Consider the following 26,994-nt stretch of genomic DNA (forward strand, 5'->3'; position numbering starts at 1 on the left):
TCATTAATGAAAAAGTACATATTATCCATAGGGGTCTGCATGATTTCAGCAACAGCTTCATTAGCCAACGACATGAATAAAGAGCTATATCAACTAGAGGACACGGTTCAAGATGTAGAAGAAAATAGCTACCGTACCGTCACAATAGGCGATCAAACTTGGTTAGCTGAAGGGCTTAGAAGTACAACATTTCAAGACGGCTCTGCGGTAAGAACAGGGGTAATCCCTGAAGATGAACCAGATAACCTATTGAAGTATGGCAGGCTATACGATTGGCATGATGTCTCTGATGAGCGAAAGCTTTGCCCTGTGGGTTGGCGCGTAGCAACCGATGATGATTGGAAGCAATTAGAGCGCAATATAGGCATGTCCGAAGAAGAAATTAACCAAAATGGTTGGCGTGGAGGTGAGCAAAACATTGGCGTACAACTGAAAGAATCCCAAAACGATGGTCTGTTTAAAGAATTCGATCCATCAATAGTAAATAAACATCGATTTTTTGCACGACCTGCCGGAGTGAAGTGGAATGGATTCTACATCACTCAAGGTGCTTACACTGAATTTTGGACAGCTAGTGCTTCAACTGACAATAAAGCGATTATACGAACCCTTGCTTACTCTTGGTGGAATGCTCATAAAGGCGAGATCCGCCGAGCGACAAGCACCAAGGACTACATGTTTTCTGTTCGTTGCGTAAAAATTGAAGACTGATTTTTAGAACGTCGTAACAATTAATTCATGGCCTTGCGCCGCCTTTACACTTTTTAATAATGGTAAACACTATGAACTATTCATCAGTTTTAATTACAGGTGCAAACTCAGGACTTGGGTTTGAAGCAGCACGACAATTCGCTGAAAAAGACAGCATTTCGAGAATCGTATTGGCATGCCGAGATAAAAAACGCGCTGAAGAGGCGCTTCACCAATTAGAAGATTCAACAGGTAAGGATATTTTTGAGATTTTACTTGTTGATGTTGGCGACGTCGAATCATGCCGTCAAGCAGTCGATAACCTTGATACGCCAGTGGATGCCATTATCTTAAACGCAGGAGGTGGCGGAGGAACAACCCCAACTCAGCTAACTAAAGATGGCGTAATGTTTATATTTGCGATCAATGTTTTAGGACATGTTCAATTTACCAATCACCTGATTAAAAAAAATAAACTCTCAACTGGTGGTTCAGTTATGTACGTCGCAAGCTTTGCCGCAAGAGGTGCCCCTGAAGTTCGGGCAGGTCGTCCTCCAATTCAAAAGGGGTCAATTGAAGAGTGGACGAGCGTGGTTAATGGTGAAAAATTTGCTGAAAACAAAAACTATACGGATATTTATGGTTCGGTGAAACTCATGGGCGCATTATGGACGATGAGCATGGCGCGAGAGCATACAGATAAAAGATTTATCACGGTTGATCCAGGTATGGCTCGTGGCACTTCTGGTACGGCGTCACTACCTTGGCACCAAAAGTGGGTCATGGATTCCGCTATGTGGGTGATGCAGAAGCTTGGAAAGGCACACTCTGTAGATGTTGGTGCTAAACGTTATGTCGATGTGCTATTAAACAGCGATGAATTTAAGACAGGCGCTTGGTGGGGAAGTAAGAAAGGGCTGACAGGTGCACTGGCGAATCAGGTAGACCACTGGCCTGAAATTATAGGTAGCCAATCAGCACAAAACAACGCTAACACTGTCATCAATCAATTTCTAACAGTTTAGTACCGATGTTGTCCATGACGTGTGCACCGAAGATGTAAAACCGAATAAATGCATCTGTATAGCTATCGACTTGATAGAACCTTTTGCAGGCATAGTACTATGAATGAGACAAATGAGGTCGTTCTTGCTAGTTACCACTCATTAGTTTTCTATATTAAAGAGACTTGAACATAATTTTGCGGACTTGAAGCGTAAACCATAACGGTGCATAAACGTGTTATAACCACTAACTTTTCACTTCATTTATATTGGGTTGGTTAAAGAAGATCACTACTTCAATCTAATCCATTGCCTGCCGCTGGGATGTACAAGACGAACGAAATGTCGCGATCACATGGTCAATGATGTTCCATACATCATAAAGACATTTACCATATCCCTATGGTTCAGATGTGAAAGAGCTACCTTATGTGCAGATACAACTGCGAGACGCTGCATTCTTTATTTAAAGCAGGGTCCCTGTAAGCTCTGTCAAAACATCCATGTTTTTGAAGCTCGCTGCTGCATCTACACTGGGATTATTACTTCTTCGATTTGGCTTTATTTGTGTATCCAGTAGGCTTGAGAGCATCACAAGAGAATCGCGTGAGTCCTGACATGGCCTTTCTCGCACATCCATGTGCTTTAAGGCATTTAGTGCATCCTGCACTTAAGATTCTGGCTAGTTTTCGAGGCGAAGGGACGCCCCCATCGGAAGCGTTAGTGATTTTTGAAGATGATCGAAGCGGAATACAAACGAAGTTTAAAGCTGGATGATTCTCCGTTGGAAATTTTGCTGTTTAAATTTCGCCGGAGCTGCTGGGGAGATGCAAGAGGGGTGAGCAGTTTCACCTTTCTTGCTCTGGTGTGGGCGAAGCGCCACGACGTTAATCCAAACGGAGTTTGGAAATCCAGTGTGAAATCCACATGTCTAAACCTGATTCTTACTAAGTACCATGACGTAGAGTTTTCAAAATAGTAAACAAGGAAAGGGGCAAAAATGAGTCAGCGTTGAAGCCGCTGACTCGAAGTTTAATATTTCTTTGTTAGAAATTCGCTAAAGCTTAGTTAGGCTTGAAAAACAAACTCTAAACATAAGCTCTAAGCACAAGCATTAGATTAATAATCAAATCCGAGCTGCGCTTTCACGCCATCATTAAAAGCATGTTTGATGGGTTGTACTTCACTGACGGTATCTGCAAGCTCTACTATTTCTCGATGACAAGCGCGGCCAGTAATAATGACATGTTGCATTGGTGGACGGTTTTTAAGGGCTTCGATAACCCGCTCTAATGCAATGTATTTATAGGTCACCATGTAAGTTAGCTCATCTAATAACACTAAGTTAAGCGAATCATCTTTGAGTAACTTCTCGGCATCCTGCCAAGCTGATTCAGCAGCTGCAACGTCTTTTTCACGGTCTTGAGTTTCCCAAGTAAAACCAGTACCCATCACGTAAAAATCAACGCCGACTTTTTCAAGTAGGTTACGTTCACCACATTCCCAGCCGCCTTTGATAAACTGCACAACCGCCGCTTTTTGACCATGACCTACACAGCGAGTTACTGCACCAAACCCTGAAGTTGATTTGCCCTTACCGTTGCCTGTCAACACCAATAAAATGCCTTTCTCTTCTTGAGCTGCTGCAATTTTAGCATCGACACCTTCTTTGAGCTTTTGTTGGCGCGCTTTATGACGCTCAGCTTTGGTGTCTGAGGTTGTCGCTTCGTTGGCGTCTATTTGTGTGGTTTCATTTTCGTGAGCGCTATTTTCAGTGTCATTATTAGCACCATTGTTAGCGTTGCTGTCAGACTGTGTCATGCAAGACTTCCTGTTAGTTTGTCCATATCTAAATGCGCTTCAAGCACATCGGCTAATCGTTCAAGTTGTTGCTCTCTAAGTTGATTAATATCGATGGCATCAACATATTGTATACCTGCCCAGTTCAATATTAACTGGCAAGCTTGTGGGCTATCAAATAGGCCATGAACATAAGTGCCTAAAATCTGATTATCTGCAGTGATAAAACCTTCGGCAAATTCACTAGTGGCTTGGTCACTTTTAATCATAGTTTCAGCGCTATTTAGGACATGGTGACGAAGCGTCAAAGGCTGAGGTAAGCGTGTTTCGGGGCGATTAAATTGTGTTTCGCCGCAATGGATTTCATATCCAGCCACTTGAGCTTGCTGATTGTTAAGAGAAATCACCCCTTGCACTTGTTGAAGCCGCTTATCATCCGTTAGCAATGTTTCGGTATCAATCAATCCTAAGCCTTTGGATGAACCTGCGTTGTCTTCAACTCCATTGGGGTCGTGTATGGCGTTACCTAACATTTGATACCCCCCACAAATACCAATCACTTTACCGCCATAGCGAAGGTGTCGACTCAGTTCAATATCCCAGCCTTGCTCGCGCATAAATGCTAGATCAGCCCTGACATTTTTACTGCCTGGCAGAATAATCACATCAGCTTGAGGGAAAGCGGCGTTCGCGGCTTGAGTTTGCATACTGACATAATTGAACTCCACATTAGGATTAAGCCTTAATGGATCGAAGTCAGTGTGGTTGCTGATACGCGGAAATACCAATACTAATACTTTTAGTTTTTCTGTCTTAGTTTGCGCTACTGTTTGCGGGCTATCCACCAGCGCATCTTCCGCATCAAGGTGTAAATCATGTAAGTAAGGCAGCACTCCTAACACAGGTTTATTAGTATAGTTTTCAAGCCAGTCGATGCCCGGCTGCAATAAACTAATATCACCTCGAAAACGATTAATCACAAAGCCTTTTACGCGGTTTTGCTCTGATACACTGAGTAGAGCTAACGTGCCGACCAAATGAGCAAACACGCCGCCTTTATCAATGTCGGCAATAATGATCACTGGGCAACCTACCGCTTCAGCAAAGCCCATATTGGCAATATCACCTTCACGTAGGTTTATCTCGGCAGGACTGCCAGCACCTTCAATAATGACCATTTCATATTGCGCAGTTAAGCGCTCAAAAGATTGCAGTACTGCATTCATGGCAACGGACTTGTAGTTCTGGCTTTCGGGTCCAAAAAAAGCTTGCGCCTCAAGTGTGGTTAACGCTTTGCCATGAATAATAACTTGCGAGCCAGTATCTGAACTTGGCTTTAATAAAACAGGGTTAAAGTCAGTATGAGGTTCAAGCTTACATCCTACTGCTTGTAAGGCTTGGGCGCGGCCAATTTCACCACCATCACTGGTTACAGCACTATTGAGCGCCATATTTTGTGGTTTAAATGGTGCAACCTTGATTGCTTTTCTGGCAAATAAACGACACAAACCAGCGACTAAGGTGCTTTTACCCGCATCAGATGTGGTGCCTTGCACCATCAAGGTTTTAGCATCGCCAGCTTGATAAACGTGTTTAATGACGGATTTAGTGGCGAAATTAGAATCTGAATTAGTATCGTGCTTCATCTCAGCAGCACTTTTCACAACAGTATTTTTCACAACTGCATTTTTCATTGCAGGAATTAAATTATCTTGATTGCTCATTAACGCCAATCACCCTTAAGCTTGAATAGGTATATGAAAATGGATTTAATAAACCACAGTACAAAACTGAGTGATTTACTTAAGCGCTAAAGGCAAGCCTGCAATCACTAAAGTGACTTTATCAGCTTGTTTCGCAATAGCTTGATTGAGCCAACCTGCCTCATCAGCAAAACGTCGAGTGAGCTCACCTAATGGCACTATGCCAGAGCCGACTTCGTTACTGATAAAAATAATCTGCCCTTTAAGATTTGGTAAGCATGAAAGCAGGGCTTGTTTTTGTTGTTGCCACAAATCGTCGACGCCATTGCGATGAGTTTCTTCACTGGCAATTAAATGGTTGGTTAGATACAGAGTTAAACAGTCAACCAAAATGACTGTATCATCGGCGTTTTGCTCTATTAAAGTTGACGCTAAGGCAAGTGGAGTTTCAATTAGCTCCCAACTTATATTCGCGTCTACTCTATCTTGTTTATGCTTTGCGATGCGCTGGCTCATTTCCTCATCTAAGGCGGTGGCCGTAGCAATATAAACGCAACGAATGCTTGGCTTAGAATCTTTTTCAACATGCTGTTCGGCACTGTTCTCGACATTATTTTCGCCATAGTGCTCAACAGATTGCTTGAGATGCTTTGCAATCTGCTCTGCAGCATAATTTTCAACAAGCGACTCGCCATAACGACTTTTGCCAGAACGAGCTCCGCCTAAAACAAGATGGATCATTAATTCAAACCTATGGTTAAAAAGATGCAATAACACATCAGTTCACTAATTTGTTGTGCTGCCCCTAAAGTGTCACCTGTATAGCCACCAATTTGGCGATTGAATCCCCAAATCAATAATTGCCTTAACGCGACCAAAGCCAGTAATAAGACAAATGCGACAAGCCCATTTAAGCAGGCTAAAACAGCAAAGCCACTCAAGCATAAGATCAATAAGTCATTGATATGTTGGTGCTGAGCTAAAGGCTTAGATTTACTGCCGTCATCTTCAGTGACATATTGCTCAGAAAAAATCATACTCGCCGCAACAACTCGACTTAAAGGATGCGCTACTATCAAGGCTATTGCTGCTTTTAATGGGCTATAAAGTGCAATTTCAACCAATAGTTGCCACTTTAATAGTAAGGTTAATCCCACCGCTAAGGTGCCATAAGTACCAATGCGAGAATCTTTCATGATTTTCAATTTATCTGCGACTTTCCAGCCACCACCAAAACCGTCGGCGGTGTCAGCTAAACCATCTTCATGAAAGCCACCTGTTATTAATACGCCAGTGATAATGGCTAAGATCACTGCCACACTGTTGGGGAAAATAAACTGAGTTAACCAAAATACCAAAGCACTAGCAGCGCCAACAATAACTCCAACAACGCCAAAATAGCGACTGGCTTTATTAAGTTTATCGCTATCAAATTCAACCCAAGCAGGAATTGGGATCCGCGTAAAAAAACTAACCGCGATTAACAGCAGGTTTAACTGTTTTCTGAGCCAGCCCAGATTTAAAAATGCGCCAGTTTGCGGATCATGAGACATGTGTTAATCCTTGATGAGTTTACTTATCGCTAGCGGGTAAGCTTAAAAATGTTATTTCTAAACCACATTGCTCACACCTGCATTTTCAAAGCTGGCCATTTCATTGTAGAAATTTACCGAAGCTTCAATAATTGGCAGTGCAAGCGCTGCGCCTGTGCCCTCACCTAGTCTTAAACCAAGTGATAGAACTGGCTTGGCATCTAATGCTTCAAGCATTTTTACATGGCCTTGCTCATCAGACTGATGAGCAAAAATCAAATATCCACGTGCATCTGGGTGCAATGCAACGGCAGCTAAAGCGGCAGCAGTTGCAATAAAGCCATCAATCACCACTAACATTCTTTTCTCGGCAGCAGCTAAAATTGCTCCGGTCATTTGCACAATTTCAAAGCCCCCCAAACACGCCAAGATATTTACTGGGTCATTGAGTTTACTTCGATGTAAGTTCATCGCTACAGTTAATAATTCAGTTTTCAACGCAAAAGCTTCATCGTTAATACCAGTGCCGCGGCCAACGCAGTCTTTCACATTAAGCTTTAATAATGCAGCCATAACAGCAGCGGCTGAAGACGTATTACCAATCCCCATCTCGCCAAGGGCAATTAAATTACAGCCAGAGTCATAATGACGTTGCACCACTTCATTGGCATAACTAAAACCATCTTTAACCGACAATAAACTCATGGCAGGCTTTTGGTGAATAGCTTGTGTGCCTGAACCCAATCGATGATTAGTGACACTTGGATGATCACTTGGAGTTAACATTCCGCAGTCAATCACTTCAAGGTTTAAGCCCATTTGACGACAAAAGACATTAATTGCCGCACCGCCAGATGCAAAGTTTGCCACCATTTGTTTGGTAACTTCACTTGGTGCGATAGACACACCGTGAGCAGCAATTCCATGGTCACCAGCAAATACCAACATGGCAGGCTGCTTAATAAACAATTTGTGTCTGCCATTAAATTGTTTAGCAAACTGCACTTTAGCAATTTGCGTTGCCAGTGTTTCTAATAGGCCTAAAGCCCCTAGAGGCTTAGTTTTTTGGTTTATTTTATGTTGGATCTGTTCATCGATATGATGGTTAATAGGATCTACTGCAAACATTTTTATACTCCAAAACAGCGTCTTATCGACGATGGCGTAAAACAAATAAGAAGAACACACTACCAATTGCAGCTGTGATTATCCCCACTGGTAATTCTTGATTGGCAAGTAAACAACGGGCGAATACATCAATCCACACCATAAATAATCCACCGACGAGTGCGGTGGTTAAAATGGGTTGTTGCCCAGGAAACAGTAACCTTACGGTATGAGGGATCATTAGCCCCACAAAGCCAATACCGCCACAACTTGCGACTAATACCGCAGTAATTAACGAGCACAAAATCAACATATATAAACGTAATTTCGAGACGTTAACACCTAAGGAATGTGCAGTTTCATCTCCTGCTTGTATGGCAATAACTTGACGCTTAAATGCCAGAATAATCAATATACTACTGCTTACGACTACAGCAGGTATAACCAGCCCTTGCCAGCTCGCTTTCGCAAAACTGCCTAGACTCCAAAACAATACAGATGCCGCCGCTTGAGGGCTTGAAAAATACAAGACTAAACTGGTGAGTGCGCCAAACATAAACGAGGTAGCCACACCCGATAACAGCATTCTTTCCACTTGGCTTGCGCGGCCAAAACCCGATAAAGACAATACCAATAACACTGAAAAACAAGCGCCAATAAAGGCGCCAATTGGCAAACTAAGGGATGACCAAGACCACCAAGCATCATGGCTAAACCAGCCAGAACGCAATAAAGCATTAGCTAAATGACTGCCTGACTCCGATAACCACTGGTGTACTAGCCCTTGGCTACCAAAAAAGCTCAACACTAAAACAGCGCCAAAAGAGGCACCAGAACTTATACCAAATAAATAGGGATCTGCTAATGGATTTCGGGTGACAGTTTGCAACACACTGCCCGCTAACGCTAAACCTGCACCGGCGATAAAGGCCAGCATTATCCGTGGTAAGCGCAGTTCAAACACAATTCGCTGAGTTATCGCGCTCGTGCCGTCAGAGTTTATTGGGTCTACGCCCAAAATAGATGAAGTAAACAAACTGAACACTTGCTCGAAACTAATATTAGCTGCACCGAAACTCGCAGCAGCTATAGGGGTTATCAGGGTTAATAAAGCCGTTGTCACTATCAACGCTTTATATTTTATGGATGAGGCTGCCAATGTCATGAACCATTCTCCATGTCATGGGAATGTTCGCTTTGATAGCCATAAAAATAAGTAATCAAAGGTTTACCATGTTGAGGATGTTTAGATACCTGACAGCAAACACCAAAAACATCACCGATTATCGCTTCGGTTAACACCTCATCAGGTAACCCCTGCGCCACGCATTGGCCTTTATCTAATAGCAACAAACGGTCACATACCGCACTAGCCAAATTCAGATCATGAATCGAGGTAATAACGCTAATACCTAATTGCCTCACTAACTCTAATATTTGAATTTGATAACGAATATCCAAATGATTTGTCGGCTCATCAAGGATCAATAGTTGCGGCTGTTGCACAATGGCGCGCGCAATTAACGCCCGCTGTTTTTCGCCACCCGATAACTGTTCATATTGTTGTTTGGCTTTTAGTTGCAACCCCACCTTTTCAAGTGCATCGACAATATGACGTTTGTCTGCTTGGGAGTCTGATTCGAACAAGCCTTTATGGGGCGTTAATCCCATAGCAACTATTTGCTCAGTAGTCATTTCAAAATAGTGCGGTGTTTCTTGCTGGACCACTGCCACTTTGGTAGCGAGCTGCTTTTGAGTAAAGTCGCTAATATTTTGCCCAAACAACTTAACTTGGCCTTGTTCTGGGGTTATATAACGATAGAAACAACGCAGTAAGCTAGATTTACCTGCGCCATTAGGCCCAATAAGCCCTAGCATTTCACCTTGTTGTAAGGCAAAGTTCACCCGTGAGAGGATTTGATTATCATCAACAGACCAGCTGAGATGTTCAACGCTTAACGCTGAAGAAAGTTTTGAACTCATAGATTAATCGCCTTAGCCATTAAATATGCAGCTCTGCCCGTTAAGAGGGACGTACTTATTAAAAACATTCACACTCCGCCTGAGTCACCCGCACAGGTTGTATAACGCTGATTACAGCTAGAAAAATAGCGCTAGGTATCTGACTTTATGAAATAACACGCTGTTTAAGCTAAGTGTATTTCACATTACAGTTGCGGGTACAGTTCATGCTAATCATCGTAAGTGAACTTACGTGAACCATGATTCCCTATTCATTTGCTGCGAGTTAATACAGATAGATTTTAGCAACAAATTAACGCAATTTTGTTTGTATAAATAACCTGATTTCAGGCTGACAATCTTATCGCACTATTGTACGACATATCTCACTGAGTTAATGACCTTTTAAGTAACTTTTTAACTTGGCCAATTCAGACGATACACTGGTTTAATTTTGTCGCTAGCTACTTTTTTATCAGCATTAACACTATTACCATCAATGCTGTTATGACTTAATGATTGAGCTTCAGGCCAATACACATCAATGACCACACTAGCAGCATAATCAATGGCTAATTGCGCATATAGGCCTTTGCAGCGTTCAAGACCAAGTATATGACCAATAATATGCCTTATCACGCCACCATGGGTGACGATTAACGCTGTAGCGATATTCTCTTGCGAGAGCTTAATCGACTCTTGCTGCTTTTGATTCAGCAGCAACTTAGACTCCAGCTGCTGAGTCACTTCAGTAAGTCCGCTTGTGACTCTGGCTTCAAATTCCGTCATTGGCTCACCCTTAGGCGGCGTATTTCCCCACGGATTGTCCCAGTATAAATCTAACGCCTTCGGATCATTTTGATATAAAGCATCAAAGGTTTGCCCATCCCAATCACCAAAATCAATTTCTTGAAACTCTGGCATGAGCTTTATTTCCAGGGGGGGGACAGTAGTTGATTTAGCAACTTGCTCAGATAAGTTAAGCGCGAACAAACCTGACTGATTAATGTCAGCGACCGTTTCTTCGGCAAATTGACGACAGCGCAGTAAAGGTGAGCTATAGATTGAAAGAGACGGAGCTTGGCGAACCAAATCCAGATTTTTAAGAGCAGTTTCCATATTCGCCCAACCTAGCGGCGATAAGGTAACATCTGTTTTTCCCCGTAGAATATCACCGCCCTCGCACTGACCATGGCGAAGTAATATCAATTTGGCCTGTTTCATCTCAACGACTCACCTTTTCAAACATTCTCTTGGAAACACTTAACGTTAAGCATTAGCTATAAGTAATAGCTGTAAGTATTAGCTCGCTGTATTGTTCTCACAGCATTAGCTATCAGCAATAGCAGTAACTATTGCAATCAAAGTGACAAGAAAAATCACTATTTTCATCAGCAACTTGCCGACATTTCATCTTCGTAATAATACAGTCTACTTGGTAAAATCAGCGATTATAAAGATTTCAAAGACACAGAATTCAAATTTGTAGTCCGCTTACTTCTGTTATGCCCTTGCTCTTACAATCTATTTAAACGTATTATGGACGTCTATACGTTTAAATGTCCAAACAAATATCTAACCCATCATAAAGATAAGATTAGAGATGAGATTGGGGCTGAATATTTTTGCAGGGATTTTCATTATAAGCCGCCTTTTATTTACCAAATAAAGGTATGCTATTTTTATTAATCGCACTGCTTCATCACTCAATTGATTGGCCAATAGCACCAATTAAATATTGCAATAAAGGTAATCCGATATGACGAAGTCGACTTCCTACAGTCAGGTTCTAGAACAACTTACCAATACGCTAAATGAACGTATTGTGATTCTTGATGGCGCTATGGGCACCATGATCCAAGACTACAAATTGGAAGAAGCAGATTACCGCGGTGAACGTTTTAAAGATTGGCATTGCGATGTTAAAGGTAACAATGACATGTTGGTGTTAAGCCAACGTCAAATCATTAAAGACATTCATACCAAGTACATGCTGTCTGGCGCAGACATCATTGAAACCAATACATTTAACGCCACCACTATTGCTATGGCCGATTACGACATGCAATCGTTATCTGCCGAAATTAATCTTGAAGGTGCTCGCGTTGCCCGCGAAGCTGCTGATGAAGTGGCAGCACAAACGGGTAGCCCACGTTATGTTGCCGGTGTTTTAGGCCCAACCAACCGAACCTGCTCAATCAGCCCTGATGTAAATGATCCAAGTTTTCGTAATGTTAGCTTTGATGAGTTAGTTGATGCGTATGTTGAGTCTACTAATGCGTTAATTGAAGGCGGCGCAGATATCATCATGGTCGAAACCATCTTTGATACCCTTAACGCTAAAGCCGCTTTATTTGCTATCGAAAAAGTCTTTGATGACTTGGGCGATCGCCTACCCGTGATGATTTCTGGCACCATTACCGATGCATCAGGCCGAACCCTTACCGGACAAACTACCGAAGGTTTTTACAACTCACTACGTCACATTAAACCGCTGTCGATTGGCCTTAACTGTGCGTTAGGTCCAAAAGAGCTGCGTCCATACGTTGAAGAATTATCACGTATCTCAGAATGTTTTGTTTCTGCTCACCCTAACGCAGGCTTACCAAACGAATTTGGTGGCTATGATGAAACTCCTGAAGAAATGGCTGAAGTCATTAGCGAGTGGGCGCGCGAAGGCATGCTTAATATCGTTGGTGGCTGTTGTGGTAGTACACCAGATCATATCAATACCATTCGCGAATCAGTGATTAATCACCAACCTCGTCAAATACCTGATATTCCAGTGGCTTGTCGCCTTTCAGGATTAGAGCCATTAACCATTGATGGCGACTCGTTGTTTGTTAACGTCGGCGAACGCGCCAACGTGACAGGTTCTGCCAAGTTCCTTAGATTAATCAAAGAAGAGAAATTTGAAGAAGCGCTAGATGTGGTGCGCGAGCAAGTTGAAAACGGCGCCCAAATCATCGACGTCAACATGGATGAAGGCATGCTAGATGGCGCAGAGTCGATGAAAAAGTTTTTGAACTTAATCGCCTCAGAGCCTGATATCTCACGTGTGCCTATCATGATTGACTCATCAAAATGGGACGTGATTGAAGCAGGTCTTAAGTGCGTTCAAGGTAAGTCCATCGTTAACTCAATTTCGATGAAAGAAGGTGAAGAAGCCTTTATTAAGCAAGCGACTTTAGTTAAACGCTATGGCGCTGCAGCCATTGTGATGGCATTTGATGAAGACGGCCAAGCCGACACTCGAGCCCGTAAAACCGAGATTTGTACTCGCGCATACCGTGTGCTTGTTGATGTGGTGGGCTTTCCGCCAGAAGACATTATTTTCGACCCCAATATTTTTGCCATTGCTACAGGTATTGATGAGCATGATAACTATGCCGTCGACTTTATTGAATCGATTAAAGACATCAAATCAACGCTACCCTATGCAATGATTTCAGGTGGTGTGTCTAACGTATCGTTCTCGTTCCGAGGCAATAACCCTGTACGTGAAGCCATTCATGCGGTGTTTTTATATCATGCGATTCAAGCTGGTATGGACATGGGTATTGTTAACGCTGGGCAATTGGCGATTTATGACGATATCGACCCAGAGCTTAAAGAAAAAGTTGAGAACGTGGTTCAAAACTTACCTTGTCCAGTTGTAGATTCAACCAATACTGAGCAGCTGCTTGATGTTGCTGAGAAATTCCGCGGCGACGGCAAGCAAGCCGCTAAAAAAGAAGATTTAGCATGGCGCAGCTGGCCAGTAGAAGAACGTTTATCCCACGCGCTGGTAAAAGGTATTACAGAATTTATTGATGACGATACCGAAGAAGCAAGGCTGCAAGCCACTCGCCCATTAGATGTGATTGAAGGGCCATTAATGAATGGCATGAACGTGGTTGGCGACTTATTTGGCGCTGGTAAAATGTTTTTGCCACAAGTGGTTAAATCAGCCCGAGTCATGAAAAAAGCCGTGGCTTACCTTAATCCATACATTGAAGCCGAAAAAGTAGAAGGCCAGTCTAATGGCCGTATTTTGATGGTCACGGTAAAAGGCGATGTGCATGATATCGGCAAAAACATCGTCGGCGTCGTACTGGCTTGTAACGGTTATGAAGTGGTTGATTTAGGTGTCATGGTCGCCGTTGATAAAATCCTTGAAGCGGTAAAAGAGCACGATATCGATATTATCGGTATGTCAGGCCTTATCACCCCAAGCCTTGATGAAATGGTACATAACGTGAAAACTTTCCACCGTGAAGGTTTAACCATTCCAGCCATTATTGGCGGTGCAACTTGTTCAAAAATTCACACCGCGGTGAAAATTGCGCCCCACTATCCCCATGGCGCCATTTATATTGCCGATGCCTCACGCGCAGTACCTATGGTGTCAAAATTAATTAATAACGACACCCGCCAAGCCACCATTGATGCCGCTTATGAAGAATACGACATCATGCGTGAAAAGCGCTTATCACAAACTAAACGCAAAACCATCGTGCCTATTGAAGCAGCCCGCGAAAACCGCTGTCAGCATGATTGGCAAAACCATACACCATTCAAGCCTAATGTATTAGGTCGCCAAGTGTTTGATGACTATCCATTAGAAGACCTAGTGGATCGTATCGACTGGACACCGTTTTTTAGAAGCTGGGAACTGCACGGTCGTTTTCCTGATATTTTAGATGACAAAGTCGTCGGTGAAGAAGCACGTAAACTCTACGCTGACGGTAAAGCCATGCTAAAAACCATCATCAGTGAAAAGTGGCTAACCGCTAAAGCGGTAATGGGACTCTTCCCTGCTAACACTGTTAATCACGATGATATTGAAATTTACACTGATGAAAGTCGCAACAGCGTTGAAATGACCACCCATCACCTGCGTATGCAGTTAGAGCGTGTAGGCAATGACAACTTCTGTTTATCAGACTTTGTTGCGCCAAAAGACTCAGGTGTAGCCGATTACATGGGCGGCTTTGCGGTCACAGCAGGTCATGGTATTGATGAGCATGTCGAGCGCTTTGAAGCCAACCATGATGACTACAACGCTATTATGCTTAAATGCCTTGCAGATCGATTAGCCGAAGCGTTTGCCGAGCGCATGCATGAACGTGTACGTAAAGAGTTTTGGGGCTATGCGGCAGATGAAGTGTTAGATAACGAAGCGCTTATTCGTGAAAAGTACAAAGGTATTCGCCCAGCCCCTGGTTACCCAGCGTGTCCTGATCATACTGAAAAAGGCTTACTGTGGGATTTGCTCAAGCCAGATGAAACCATCGGCTTAAACATCACCGAAAGCTATGCCATGTTCCCAACTGCAGCGGTATCTGGCTGGTACTTTGCCCACCCGAAATCACGCTACTTTGGGGTGACTAATGTGGGTAAAGATCAAGTCGAAGATTATGCTGCTCGTAAGGGAATGAGCCTTGAAGAAACGGAGAGATGGTTGGCACCGGTTTTGGACTATGATCCTGAGTAAGGAGTGATGTTGAGTAATCACTTGATTACTCTTTGGGGTTCCAAACTTCGTTTGGATGATGGCGCTGCCATTTCAGCCTAACGGCTGATTAAGGTCGTGGCGCTTCGCCCACACCAGACGAAAGGGAAACAACAGCATTTCCCTTTTCGATATCCCTTGCCGCCCCAACCAAGTTATTCTTTCAAAGCGAATAAGCCTCATACTTCAATAAAAATACCTACGCCTCAGACGGGACATCCATGTCCCCCTGAGCCTTAGCCATCATCCATGATGGCTATACGGCATTTTTATCTACATATTTCAGCAACTTGGAATGGGGATTATTGGAGACTGCGGCGGTCTTTGGATTAGTTACTAAATTTATCACTTTAACCCCCACTCACTCTATATGAGCTCGTGATTATCGGGTTTGCACTTGAGAAGTTCAAAGTAGATTTAACTAAACAATGAATCATCATAAGGAACTATTTTAAGTCGGAATGTTTCTAGATCGATTTCAGCAACTTGTAATTTGCTATGCAGATTAAGTTTTGTTGCTACTTTCAATAACTCAACTCTATTTTCTTCACTCATTTTTTGTCCAATAGTAATAGATTTTATGCTATCTGGTGCATAGTTTATTTCTAACCCTCTGGGAGAGTGTTCGTCTATTAAAAGTTTTTTGGACGGACAAATGGTAATTCGATATTCCTGCTCATACTCCCACTCTTTGCACTTCATTAACAATACAGCAGCAGGACCATTACCTTTTCGACTTTTACCGTATTCGAGCATTAGCGATAATGTATCCATTTTATATTGACCATCATAATCCATAGGGTCGCCATCTAATACTATATTATTTTCACTGTTTAAAAGTTCTCGGTTTAAATTGGAGATACTCGCGTGTAAATCTTTTTGAGTAAATTCAATCGCCATTCCCCGTAAACCATTACCGTAGTGAGACCACATAAGTTTAGACTCTATAGCTTTTAATACGTTTGATTTAACCCATCCATGTTTACCACTCAGCTTCTGAAGCTTGTCTTGGTTAAAGCAGCAGACATAATTAAGTTCTTTCATTTCAAGAAGATCATTGAATATTCTATTTGTTGCGAAGGCGACATGTTGCTTTTGAGAAAATAACTCCTCAGAACTTAAGCTAGATACATTAAAATCTGAAGTTCGTAATATCGTTTTGTCTTTTTCCGCTGCAACCAATCGTAAAACATGCTGTACTTCTTCAGAGGTTATATCCTCTGCTTTCCGAAACTTCAAACGTTCAACATATAAACCTTCAAAGGGGTCATTGAGGTCTTTTAGCTGAACCATAGGTAAGATTTGGCTAGAGTATCAATATCGCGATTTACGTTAGGGGAGTCTTTCTTTGATTCAGTACAACTAAAAAAGCGATATAAAGATTTCATTGCTATTACTCATAATATCAGTAACTTGAATATACATTGATAAAAAATTAGGAACAAGTGTACTTGAGTAAACTTAACTCAATTAAAATGAAGTCAGAAGCTGTATGCCCCCCCGTTAGAAGTGTCCGAGTGAGTTAAGTGAATTGAGGTGATGGAGGCAGGTCATATATGCATCCATGCACTACATGACATTAAGGCTTCCTGCCTATCGATGCCAACATAGCCTTAAATTGAGCCATGTTCACTCTTAGGTATCCCAGCCATCGTGACATCAGTAAACCCGCTTACAAGCGATGGCCAAAATAAATAGAATCAGATTATGCCCCTTCTTATTTCTACTTCTTCGCATATCACCACTGATTAAGTTTTTTTGTATTTTTGGTTTGCTAATTAAGAGTTAGCTAAACTCACTACTTAGGTGGTTAAAATGACTAATTGTTCATTTATTGCACAAGAGCGAATTGAATATGATTTGATTTATTTTTGATTTGCTTTTGATTAAAACTATTTAAAAATAATTTAAATCAAGCATTTAATTGACCAGCTCAAAACTTGGCACGCAGCTTGTAATAACCTAGGTGTACCCCATAATTGAAAAGGAAGACACCATGTTTAACTCAAGCTCAAATACAAATTTAGTCACTCGCTCAGTATCTACAAAAACTAACCGTACATTTAAAAAGTTAGCGTTAATTACAGTTATTGCAACAGCAAGTGTTGGCGCCCAAGCGAACGAATTGAGTAGTGCTGATGTCGTAAGTGCATTAGAAACACGTTTTACTGAAGCAACCACAGAAATGCTACAAACTGCGACACAAGAAATTACTTTGAATTTGCAAAGTCACATCGCAGAGCAACTATTTGAGCTAAGTACTTCTCTTCAGTTGACTGAATCAGTAACGGAGTCAGATACAGCATTAGTAAGTAATGAGGACTAATAAATGGATTTAATGATGTTACTTAATTTAGCAGACCCATTAATCTCATTGCTTCTGCTTCCCGTTATCAGCTTTATTGTGTGTTCGTTGTTGATATGCGGGTTGCAGTGGTACCAATTTAGAAGCATCAATGCTGTTTCCAAAGAGTTTGTTTCACTGGAGATGGCGAGAGAAAGAGCATAACTTAACATGCCACTCATTGTAAGAAAGTAAAGTAACAACTCTTACCTGGATTGCGATCATCTTTATGACAATTTGCTATTCAAATTCAATAAAGTCTGACGCTAACTACTCCCCCGTAAACATTTAACATGCCACCCATTGTAAAAAGTAACGTAATGACTTTTAAATAGGTGCGTCAGAACAAACTTCAGTTAAAACTCATCATTTCAAATTAGGTCGAATCCAATGAGGTCAAAAGCGGTATAAATTTTCTTGGGCACTTATTTTAGGGCTGATTTTGAGCCTGTAGCAGGTTTGGTGCCTCTGGTGTGTCTACCATCTAACAAGCCGACAGATAAGCCAAATCATTACCCCTCTCCTGCGCCCCATCAGCTGAACCATCAGCTGAACCATCAGCTGAACCATCACTCGTTAATTTTCTGTTAATGCTAGACAGTTTGAAGAATATCCAATAGGATTTAAGTGTGACCTAGATCACATTTATTGCGTATTAATCAGTTCAAAGAAAATCGATGATAGGAGTTTTTATGAAGCATTTCTCTAATAGTCAGGGTGCTACTAGTCATGGGGAGAAAAGTCAGGTTGCAACAAATAACCTTTCTATCAATAACCTTTCTATTAATAAAAAAGTCTTGATGAATTTATCTTTTGCTACATGTGTTTTAGTTGCTTCGTTTTTCTTGGCATCAAGCGCTTCTGCTGCGGTTATCGAATGTAATGATTGCTCTGCTGAGCAGCGAGATGCTTCTATCGCTCAATTAGAGACTGGCTCTGTTTTTGTGGTGGATTTTGTTAATAAAACCATTGATAAGTATATGATTAATGATGATGGTACTACTGAGGTATTGGATCCGACTCGAGCTGATGTGAGTAAACTTAATCAGCAATTTTCCCATCGTAAAACCTATTTACGCGATCCAAAATAAATAAGCGCTAAGCGCTAGACTGAATATCGTTTATGCCGCACTTGGCTCGTATTTGTGCATAAACGATATCCGTATTTCAACTCAACATACTTTTGTCATTAAAGCAGACCTGATTAAAAGTGATATTTCACCAGTAAATTCGTCACGCTTTGATCTGTATTAAAGCCTGAACTGCTTTTAATACCGTATTTATTCTTCCAGTAGTCATACTCAATACCCACGTATAACGCACTTTCTCGCATGCCGACTTGTTTACCTAAATCATATTTAAGCTGTGGGTTAAAATGGAAGTTTTTCTCGTAACTGCCGTCTGAATCTACTACCCAATCAATAAATCCATCAAACACAATCTTCGACTCACCTACTGGCCAACTCATCTTCCAAACTGGGGTAATTTGCCATGTATCGCCATCACGGCCATCAGGAAAACGCTTATACATATTTAATTGGAAAAAATCGAAACCTGGAATCGCTAAATCAACGCCTGCGCCAATTAAGAATGATTCAACATCACCTTCGCCAAACTCCACGGTAGTCGCAATTAATACGTCTTTTACAAAACCCATTTCTACAGGTTTATCTAACATTTTGCTAAAACTAAAACGTGGGGCGAACTCACCGTAATAGGTTGTTTCACCATTTAAAAAGTCTTCTTCACCATTATATTTAGTAAAGTCCACAAACATGAACAAGTCACCGATATTCCAGCCGCTGGCATGTTCATAAGTGATTGTTTGTTGTGTTTGAGGATTAACTTTAAAGTTATCGCCATAAAGATAAGACAGGCTATTGTCTTGCCAATGCAGTATCTCATTAGAAGTCGTGTCATTTGCTGCAACAAAAGGAGCCTGACAAAGCAGTATCAGGGCGAGCAAGCGTTTCATATTAAGTCCTTGTAAATATAATATTTTGCAATATCGAATAGTTATGTTTATCAAAGGTAAAACATCGCGTAACCGACATTATTCTCTTAACAAAACAATGCTAACTATTATGACAGTTTGTTTACAGTTAATTAAGCGTTAGATGTCCGCGTAAAGCGAAATGTTATTTTCCGTTTTAACCCCTTTCTGCTGATTTTAAATTCAACAAATAAGCCAAATGCATAAGTTATAAACAATTAAATGTAAATCCAAATTCACATTTAATTGTTTTTATAATACCATTGCCAAAATTTCTACTCAAAAAATAAGTTACTTAACGTTAATCAGTGACGATTAAGCTTATAAAGGGAGTTTAATAAAAGATGAAAAGTATCGTTATATTAATAACTTGCATAGCAGTTACTTCAAGCTTTTTTCCGCAACAGGATTTATACGCAGCGCCTTATCACTCTGCGTTAGCAAAAGATAAAGTGGTAGAGTTCGCGCCAGGCATTATTTCAACTAAAGCCAATTTTGAAATTAATACAGTGTTCAACAAGGCCGGTGATAATGTCATTTTTGCAAGATGTAAAGATGATTTTAGCCACTGCACTATGATGCAGTCATCGTTTGTATCAGGTGAATGGCAGCAACCAACTGCACTTGCAATATCAGGTGAATACTTAGATGCAGACCCTTATTACAGTGCTGATTACTCACAGCTATACTTTGTGTCTAAAAGGCCATTAGAGGGTGAGCAAGAGGAAGCAAAAGAAGTCAATATATGGCGCTCAACGTGGAAAAATGATCAATGGCAGCAACCTGAGTATCTTGATATTAATTCAGATGCCGCCGATCTATATCCATCACTGACAGACAAAGGCGAGCTCTACTTCCCTTCATTTAGAGACAATGGCAGACATATGTTTGTTGCCCAACCCAAAGGCAATGGATTTGCGACACCAGAACCTTTATCAAGTCATATTTATGGAGTGAACGGTAATATTGGCGACTCAGCAGTATCTCGAGACGGAAACACCATTGTTTTTAGTATCAAAGATCGCGAGGACAGCCGAGGTAAAGGCGATTTATACATCTCAAATCGTGTTAACGGTAAATGGACTATAGCGAATAGTTTAGGCGATAAAGTAAATACAGCAGATCATGAGTTTACGCCGATTATTTCTCCCGATGGTAACTACTTATTTTTTACTCGTATTGAGAACGGTAAAGGCAATTTATATCAAATTCATTTATCTGCATTAGACATTTAAGCAATAATAATCAGCAAGGGCGCTGCCCTTGCTGTATTCAAATAGCTGTTCCCTTTCATTTTTCCCTTTGCCTTCACTTCCACCTCAAAGTGATCTATTTGGCCTGAATAACACTATTGTAATTAAGCGGTTTATTAAAAGAGTGCTCAAGCCGACTCAAGCATCTACTGAAGTTAAATAATGCTAAAAGCTCATGCTTACACTTATCATTATTTAAGCAATGATTTAAATACCTCTTATACTCATTACATTAATACGTTTTTTCAGCGCAACAACAGGCTAACTATTTAACTCATCAACCTAACAGAAAGATTTAAAAAGCCACTCCATTAACCTAGATTACGGACAAACAATGGAAAAATTAAAAGCATTATTAAATACAGTTTGGCAAGTAATCAAAAAGCCCAGTGTGCATTACAGCTTAGGTTTTTTGGTCATTGGTGGTTTTATTGCGGGGATCGTATTTTGGGGGGCATTTAATACCGCTCTTGAAATGTCGAGTACCGAAGAGTTTTGCAGTAGTTGTCATCAAAATGTTTATGAAGAAATGAAGCCCACGATTCATTACACCAATCGTAGCGGCGTGCGAGCCACTTGTCATGACTGCCATGTTCCCCATAAATGGACCGATAAAATTGCCCGTAAAATGCAAGCGTCTAAAGAGATTTGGGCACACCTTGTCGGCTCGATTAATACGCCAGAGAAGTTTGAAGCTAAACGACGTGAGCTTGCCGAACATGAGTGGCGCCGTTTAAAAGCAAATAATTCATTAGAATGCAGAAATTGTCATGAATTTGATTATATGGATTTCACCCGACAATCTGAGCGGGCAGCAAAAATGCATTCAACCTACTTAGAAAGTGGTGAGCAGACCTGCATTGATTGTCATAAAGGGATTGCGCATCATCTGCCTGACATGGCTGGAGTAGAAGGCTTTTAAATAGGTTGAGCAGTCATAAAATGACTTATATAAAATAACTGGCATTATCTTGCGTTACTTTAACGTTAATCTATTAAGGCTTTAACTTTCAAAGCCTTAAATAATTAAAGCCTTAAATAGTCAAAGCCTAATTGAGTCAACAAAATTAGTTTTTCAACTAACAAGCTTTTCTATGATTAGCTTTTCAAAAGCAGCGGCGTTCCAGTAAAACGAATACCAGCCCATCCATGTTGCATAAACTGGCGAATATTCTGATGGTCCGCACCTTGAGGCGTGGCTAACACATCTTGGTAGTATTGGCCGAAAAGCTTAAGCGTTTGCGATTCCGACAATTGATGTCGCATTGCAAATGAAAACACTTTGCAAGATCCTAAGTTTTGTTCTGCACTGTTTTGCTGCTGGCCATTACTAAATGCAGTCGGAGTAAACTCATAATACATGTCGATGATCGCCATTGTATCTTCAAAACGGCGCTCTTCTTGGCGATCAATACCGCTAATAAAACGGACTAACTCTGCTTGATGCATTAACGCTTCCTTATAAAGTTGGTTAACTTCATTGTATTCGTCATTGAATTAACTGCAGCTTAAAAGGAGGCAATAACAAGGTCAATTGAAACATTTTCTTATTCATCAGTGTTTAAATGACCAACTTTAACTAGGATAACGGTGTCTTGCTCAACATACGGATTATGCTGGCTTAAATGCGGGCTTCTAATCCAACTTCCAGCTGGATACCGTCCATGCTCATCGATAAATTCACCGCTAATCACGTATATTTCTTCTCCGCCAAAATGACGGTGGGGCTGAAATTGACACCCCGCAGGCCAAAAGACTAAAGCGGTAGATTCAGTTAAATGTTGATGCAACGGCATGACCTGTAATTCGCCTTGGCCAGGTAACCAATCTGTATTACGGGTATCAACTCTGACTTGCTCTTTATCACTTGGTAAAAATTGATGTAACTTTACTAATAACTCACAGCCTTGCTCGCTAAAAGGGGCATGACTAAAACCTTCAGGATTACGAATATACGTGCCAGCAGGATAGTCACCTGTTTCATCTGAAAATATCCCTGACAATACAAAGATTTCTTCACCTAATGGGTGTGGGTGAGATTTAAAACTTGCGCCAGCATCATACTTAACCACACTGGTAGCATGACCTCGTTCGGCTTCCTCGCGTGCCAAACGTTTACGCCATACGCCTTTGGCAGGGCTTTTATCCCAATTCAGCTCATGAGTATTTACCACGACGCGTTGGCTAAAATCCATATTGATAGTGTTCATATATGACCTATTAAATCTTGTACTGTATCTCTAGGGTTATCATAGGGGGATTAGCCAATAAAACCTAGTGGGCACAAAACCGTACACTAGGTACTTTTTGGTACTATTTATTGATTAATAAGATAAAAAATAAAAAGCCTGTTCAATAAGTTGAACAGGCTTTGCTAGGGGAAGTACAACAATCATCAATTAAGCGATGAAACTAATTGAAAATACCTTACTTGAACGGCACTGGGCGTGGCGTATTTTCATTTGAAGGCGGTAAAATCGGTAACATGATTTGCGGCTGGTCACCGGTTAAGCTCTTTAAGAAATCAACCATTTGCTTGGTTTCTTTTTCGCTCATTTCCTGACCTAATTGGATATCAGCCATGGTGTTAACCGCTTCTTCAAGTGTCCAAACACTACCATCGTGGAAGTATGGATAGGTCAGCTCAATATTACGTAGTGTTGGTACTTTAAAGACGAACTTATCCGCTTCTTTACCTGTTACGCCTTTACGGCCAACGGCTGGGTTATCGGTATGGAATGGTTTAACTAAGCCCATTTTCATGTACATAGTACCACCAACAGCAGGACCGTTATGACAAGCTACACAGCCTTTATCTTTAAATAATTGATAACCCGCTTGAGCGTCGGCTGTAATGGCTTTCTTATCGCCTTCTAAATACTTATCAAATGGGCTGTTTGGTGTTACTAACGTTTTTTCAAATACCGCAATGGCGTCTGTAATTCTGTCGATGTTAACTTCTTCAGAACCATAAATTGCTTTAAAGCGTGCAACATAAGCTGGCATTGAAGCAATAGTACCAACAGCGAGTTCATGGGTATAACCCATTTCTTTAGGGTTATCGATAGGACCCGCAGCTTGCTCTTTTAAAGTTGCCGCTCGACCATCCCAAAACTGCGCCAACATGTAATCAGCATTTAATACTGTAGGCGAGTTAATTGGGCCTTCTTGCCACTCATGACCGATAGACGTTGGCAATGCATCCACACCACCTAACGATAAGTTATGGCAAGAGTTACAAGAAATAAAACCAGACATAGATAAACGTGGTTCAAAGAACAACATTTTACCCAATTCTACTTTTTCAGGTTCGGTGATAACAGCAGGTTTAATCACCTCAATTGGCTCACTTGCTTGAGCTGTAGAAATTGAACAAATTGAACAAATTGAAGCAATAATAAAAGCAACAGAGGTTAGCTTGAACATAACGAATAACCTTTTAAAGTTTGTGGTTTAATTGCAGCTATCTTATCCTCGCTTTTTTAAGAGATAAAATGACAAAATCCGATTGACTCCATCGCAGATTTGGATGATAAAAACGAGACTTAAATCACTGTTATTTTTAGCAAATAAGATAGGTTAACCACATAACAGATTAGCCATCAGCTCCACATCAAAAATACCGATTACAACCAGAATAGATCACACTATTTTGTATCAAAAAATCGTCTTTTCCAGTTACACTCTTCCCTGTAAATGTCCAGTTCCTATCTATACAAGCAGAAGTTATTTGTGTTGTGTACACTCGAATTGAAAAAAGCGATTAATTTAACCACAATTAACTATGTGAATAACTATGCTAGAGTTAAGTGATACCAATGGAATAATGAGCTTTTTGAAGACATTAGTCGTCAGGAGGCCGAAATGAAGGCTGCCACTAAATGGATGTTCAATTCCCTCTCGTTTCTAAAGCATGGCAAACGATCAAAAGCTTACTATCAGGGCAAGCTCCTATAAGCTCAGATAGCGATAGTATTGAAGGAAAACTATCACTCAAAGAAATCACTCAACTTTATCCTCGTAATAAACCAATCGCATCAGAAGTAGAAAAAAGTCTGCTTTATAATCCAATAAGACCCGATCGCCAGTTTCGAACAGACTCGACTTTCATATCCAGTACTGAGCCAACTGCAGAACTAAGCTCAGAACTAAGCTCAGAATTAAGCTCAGAATTAAGCGCAGACATAGGCTCAGATCAACACCTTCAAAAATTATCAGAGCAAACGAACCAGAATTTGGTTACAACATCATTGGCATATGACAGTCTTTTTATTGGCCGAGATATTCAACGACAAAAAGTCATTGATGCGATAACGCGCTGGCAAAACAACAAAGGTGAGTTAACCGCAGTCATAGGCCCATTTGGATCTGGTGTGAGCTCATTTCTGAATCAATTTCATTACCAGTACCATTTAACAGAGCCTGTCACTTATTTAAGCTTCTATCATGCAGCACTATCCACTAAAGAGGCCATCGCAAACCTGTGCTATTGCTTCAACATAACCGATGAACCTAAATCGATCACTGCGGCTATTTCACTGATTAACCAGCAAGACTCACATATCATTATTATTGATGATCTTCACAAACTGATGTTGAGAATGATGGGAAATTACCAAGCCTTAGTGACGTTCGCCACTGTGATTATGGAAACGAGGCAACAGCATTGCTGGATATTAGGTTGCGAAACTTACGTATGGCATCGTTTATCGTCGCAATACTCCATCACTAACTTTGTCAAAACGATCATCAGATTAGACTATTTTTCTTTGCTAGAGCTTAGGGATGTAATTCAATGTAAAACCACTAATATTGGCCTGATATTAACCCACGATGGCAATGAAGATGCTGAAAAAACAGCATTTGAACAACTCACTAAGCAGCTACATCAAGTCAGTGGCGGTCATAGTAAATTGGCCTGTGTGTTACTGTTTAATGCGTTAACTGAAGACCCAAACCACCCGTTAAGCATTGAACCTATTTGCACGCCCGATACCACCACACTTAAACAATGTTCAGATGAAGACTTATTTAGTTTAGCGGAGCTATACGTCCATGGCGGCCTGCGTATATTCCAGCACGCCGAGATATTTGCCACCAGTGTTGAACAAAGCTCTTTAAAACTTGAGTACCTATCACGGCAAGGATTATTAAAAGCGCATTACTCAAAACAAGATTTTGCCCAGCATAATTATGTTATCACCCCCACGTTAACTCGACTTATTGCGACCCATTTAGTCAACCACAACAAGCTTTATTTGTAGGAGCGCAACATGGAAGACTCTCGTAAAGCCTTACAAGCCATATTAGATATCATCTCATTTGATAAACTATTTGCCTTTGCCTTGGTGTGTTTTTTCGCTTGGATAATCATGGTTATTGTTCAATTTGCTCTGAAGCAGTTAACCATAAAGCTGCCTAAGTACCGATTACTCTGGAGCCGGCTATACCCTTTTGTACGCCTGTTTGTATGGGCGACAGTGATAATTTACACCATCACTGAGATCATAAACCCCCACGAAAATCTGGTTTTAGCCGTTATTGGTTCAATCGGTATTGTATTGGGTTTAGCTACCCAAGAGCCCGCCAAAAATATGATTGCTGGCCTAATCATTATGATTACCCCGCCTTATCGAGTGGGCGACATGGTGACGCTGTCTGGTCACTACGGTGAAGTAATTCAACTTGACTGGAGTGTCACTTGGCTGCGGACTTTTGATGATAATACTGTAATGATACCTAACGCTGAGGCGCTTAAAACTGCGGTGTCGAATGCTAACAGTGGTGCATTAGATGAAATGGTGGTGGTGACATTCAATCTCCCCATTAAAGCAGATCACTTAAAAGCAATACAGCTCGCAAAAGAGGCAACTCAATGCTCACCTTATACTTTTTTAGATAAACCCATTACTGTCAATATTGCTACCGATTACCAGTATGGCGAACATCTTATTCAGTTAACGATTAAGGCCTATGTGATGGATATCAGGCTAGAACGAAAGTTTGCCAGCGATATTAATTTTCGAGTTTTAAATGCCTTTAAACAGGCAGAACTTTATTCTAAGTCAACTTCTGAGACCGCTGAGGCAATTAATTAAAATACTGCCATATC

Annotated in this window: 22 protein-coding genes; 9 read left to right on the forward strand and 13 right to left on the reverse strand. The window is 41.1% G+C overall.

Annotated elements, in window-relative coordinates:
* The first annotated feature begins 6 nt into the window (after positions 1-6).
* Both QPX86_RS16200 and QPX86_RS16205 read left to right on the forward strand, forming a co-directional pair.
* On the forward strand, positions 7-711 hold the full coding sequence (locus QPX86_RS16200) for a fibrobacter succinogenes major paralogous domain-containing protein (protein ID WP_220751861.1): 705 nt from the start codon (positions 7-9) through the stop codon (positions 709-711).
* Between the two features lie 71 nt (positions 712-782).
* Positions 783-1,715, forward strand: a complete 933-nt coding sequence (locus tag QPX86_RS16205) for an SDR family NAD(P)-dependent oxidoreductase (RefSeq protein ID WP_220751863.1) — start codon at positions 783-785, stop codon at positions 1,713-1,715.
* 1,098 nt (positions 1,716-2,813) lie between these two features.
* Here the strand turns inward: QPX86_RS16205 and cobO are convergent.
* From cobO to QPX86_RS16245, 8 genes are all read right to left on the reverse strand, one after another.
* On the reverse strand, positions 2,814-3,515 hold the full coding sequence (cobO, locus tag QPX86_RS16210) for a cob(I)yrinic acid a,c-diamide adenosyltransferase (protein ID WP_285163206.1): 702 nt from the start codon (positions 3,513-3,515) through the stop codon (positions 2,814-2,816).
* Positions 3,512-5,053, reverse strand: coding sequence for a cobyric acid synthase (locus QPX86_RS16215; protein WP_259651201.1), 1,542 nt, complete (start codon positions 5,051-5,053; stop codon positions 3,512-3,514). The genes cobO and QPX86_RS16215 overlap by 4 nt, the downstream gene beginning before the upstream one ends.
* Before the next feature lie 240 nt (positions 5,054-5,293).
* Positions 5,294-5,938: a bifunctional adenosylcobinamide kinase/adenosylcobinamide-phosphate guanylyltransferase gene (gene cobU, locus QPX86_RS16220; RefSeq protein WP_285163207.1), complete on the reverse strand. Its 645-nt coding sequence runs from the start codon at positions 5,936-5,938 to the stop codon at positions 5,294-5,296.
* On the reverse strand, positions 5,938-6,750 hold the full coding sequence (locus QPX86_RS16225) for an adenosylcobinamide-GDP ribazoletransferase (protein WP_285163208.1): 813 nt from the start codon (positions 6,748-6,750) through the stop codon (positions 5,938-5,940). Before QPX86_RS16225 ends, cobU begins: the two co-directional genes overlap by 1 nt.
* Positions 6,751-6,807: 57 nt before the next feature.
* Positions 6,808-7,875, reverse strand: a complete 1,068-nt coding sequence (gene cobT, locus QPX86_RS16230; protein WP_407696636.1) for a nicotinate-nucleotide--dimethylbenzimidazole phosphoribosyltransferase — start codon at positions 7,873-7,875, stop codon at positions 6,808-6,810.
* 4 nt (positions 7,876-7,879) lie between these two features.
* The gene (locus tag QPX86_RS16235) at positions 7,880-9,001 is read right to left on the reverse strand and encodes a FecCD family ABC transporter permease (RefSeq protein WP_285163210.1); all 1,122 of its coding nucleotides are present in this window, start codon (positions 8,999-9,001) and stop codon (positions 7,880-7,882) included.
* Positions 8,998-9,819 (reverse strand): ABC transporter ATP-binding protein, encoded by an 822-nt coding sequence (locus QPX86_RS16240; protein ID WP_220751875.1) that lies wholly within the window; start codon positions 9,817-9,819, stop codon positions 8,998-9,000. The genes QPX86_RS16235 and QPX86_RS16240 overlap by 4 nt, the downstream gene beginning before the upstream one ends.
* A 396-nt stretch (positions 9,820-10,215) precedes the next feature.
* The gene (locus tag QPX86_RS16245; protein ID WP_285163211.1) at positions 10,216-11,022 is read right to left on the reverse strand and encodes a histidine phosphatase family protein; all 807 of its coding nucleotides are present in this window, start codon (positions 11,020-11,022) and stop codon (positions 10,216-10,218) included.
* A 535-nt stretch (positions 11,023-11,557) separates the two neighbouring features.
* On the opposite strand from QPX86_RS16245, the gene metH reads away from it, so the two are divergent.
* Positions 11,558-15,274 carry a methionine synthase gene (gene metH / locus QPX86_RS16250; protein WP_285163212.1) on the forward strand — a complete coding sequence of 1,239 codons (3,717 nt, stop codon included), beginning with the start codon at positions 11,558-11,560 and terminating at the stop codon, positions 15,272-15,274.
* A 435-nt stretch (positions 15,275-15,709) separates the two neighbouring features.
* Here the strand turns inward: metH and QPX86_RS16255 are convergent, their stop codons facing one another.
* On the reverse strand, positions 15,710-16,585 hold the full coding sequence (locus QPX86_RS16255; RefSeq protein ID WP_285163213.1) for a DUF2971 domain-containing protein: 876 nt from the start codon (positions 16,583-16,585) through the stop codon (positions 15,710-15,712).
* Positions 16,586-17,288: 703 nt separating this feature from the next.
* On the opposite strand from QPX86_RS16255, the gene QPX86_RS16260 reads away from it, so the two are divergent.
* Together QPX86_RS16260 and QPX86_RS16265 are read left to right on the forward strand one after the other, a co-directional pair.
* A complete protein-coding gene (locus QPX86_RS16260) occupies positions 17,289-17,618 on the forward strand; it encodes a hypothetical protein (protein WP_285163214.1) in 330 nt (109 codons plus the stop codon).
* A gap of 710 nt (positions 17,619-18,328) precedes the next feature.
* Positions 18,329-18,727, forward strand: a complete 399-nt coding sequence (locus QPX86_RS16265; protein ID WP_285163215.1) for a hypothetical protein — start codon at positions 18,329-18,331, stop codon at positions 18,725-18,727.
* Between the two features lie 113 nt (positions 18,728-18,840).
* Here QPX86_RS16265 and QPX86_RS16270 read toward each other — a convergent pair whose 3' ends face one another.
* The gene (locus QPX86_RS16270; protein ID WP_285163216.1) at positions 18,841-19,611 is read right to left on the reverse strand and encodes an outer membrane protein OmpK; all 771 of its coding nucleotides are present in this window, start codon (positions 19,609-19,611) and stop codon (positions 18,841-18,843) included.
* 362 nt (positions 19,612-19,973) lie between these two features.
* Here QPX86_RS16270 and QPX86_RS16275 point away from each other — a divergent pair, with 362 nt between their 5' ends.
* Positions 19,974-20,864 (forward strand): TolB family protein, encoded by an 891-nt coding sequence (locus QPX86_RS16275; RefSeq protein ID WP_285163217.1) that lies wholly within the window; start codon positions 19,974-19,976, stop codon positions 20,862-20,864.
* A gap of 352 nt (positions 20,865-21,216) precedes the next feature.
* Complete coding sequence (locus QPX86_RS16280) at positions 21,217-21,804, forward strand: NapC/NirT family cytochrome c (RefSeq protein WP_220751888.1); 588 nt, start codon at positions 21,217-21,219, stop codon at positions 21,802-21,804.
* A gap of 176 nt (positions 21,805-21,980) precedes the next feature.
* Here QPX86_RS16280 and QPX86_RS16285 read toward each other — a convergent pair whose 3' ends face one another.
* The 3 genes from QPX86_RS16285 to QPX86_RS16295 form a co-directional block, all read right to left on the reverse strand.
* Positions 21,981-22,331 carry a HopJ type III effector protein gene (locus QPX86_RS16285; RefSeq protein ID WP_065108718.1) on the reverse strand — a complete coding sequence of 117 codons (351 nt, stop codon included), beginning with the start codon at positions 22,329-22,331 and terminating at the stop codon, positions 21,981-21,983.
* A gap of 98 nt (positions 22,332-22,429) precedes the next feature.
* Complete coding sequence (locus QPX86_RS16290) at positions 22,430-23,092, reverse strand: cupin domain-containing protein (protein WP_285163218.1); 663 nt, start codon at positions 23,090-23,092, stop codon at positions 22,430-22,432.
* Between the two features lie 217 nt (positions 23,093-23,309).
* Positions 23,310-24,308 carry a cytochrome-c peroxidase gene (locus QPX86_RS16295; RefSeq protein ID WP_285163219.1) on the reverse strand — a complete coding sequence of 333 codons (999 nt, stop codon included), beginning with the start codon at positions 24,306-24,308 and terminating at the stop codon, positions 23,310-23,312.
* A 455-nt stretch (positions 24,309-24,763) separates the two neighbouring features.
* Here QPX86_RS16295 and QPX86_RS16300 point away from each other — a divergent pair, with 455 nt between their 5' ends.
* Together QPX86_RS16300 and QPX86_RS16305 are read left to right on the forward strand one after the other, a co-directional pair.
* Complete coding sequence (locus QPX86_RS16300; RefSeq protein WP_285163220.1) at positions 24,764-26,146, forward strand: hypothetical protein; 1,383 nt, start codon at positions 24,764-24,766, stop codon at positions 26,144-26,146.
* Positions 26,147-26,155: 9 nt separating this feature from the next.
* Positions 26,156-26,980 carry a mechanosensitive ion channel family protein gene (locus tag QPX86_RS16305; protein ID WP_285163221.1) on the forward strand — a complete coding sequence of 275 codons (825 nt, stop codon included), beginning with the start codon at positions 26,156-26,158 and terminating at the stop codon, positions 26,978-26,980.
* The last annotated feature ends 14 nt before the right edge of the window (positions 26,981-26,994 follow it).

Origin of the sequence: Shewanella goraebulensis (assembly GCF_030252245.1) — a bacterium.
In the GTDB taxonomy this organism is placed as follows: domain Bacteria; phylum Pseudomonadota; class Gammaproteobacteria; order Enterobacterales; family Shewanellaceae; genus Shewanella; species Shewanella goraebulensis.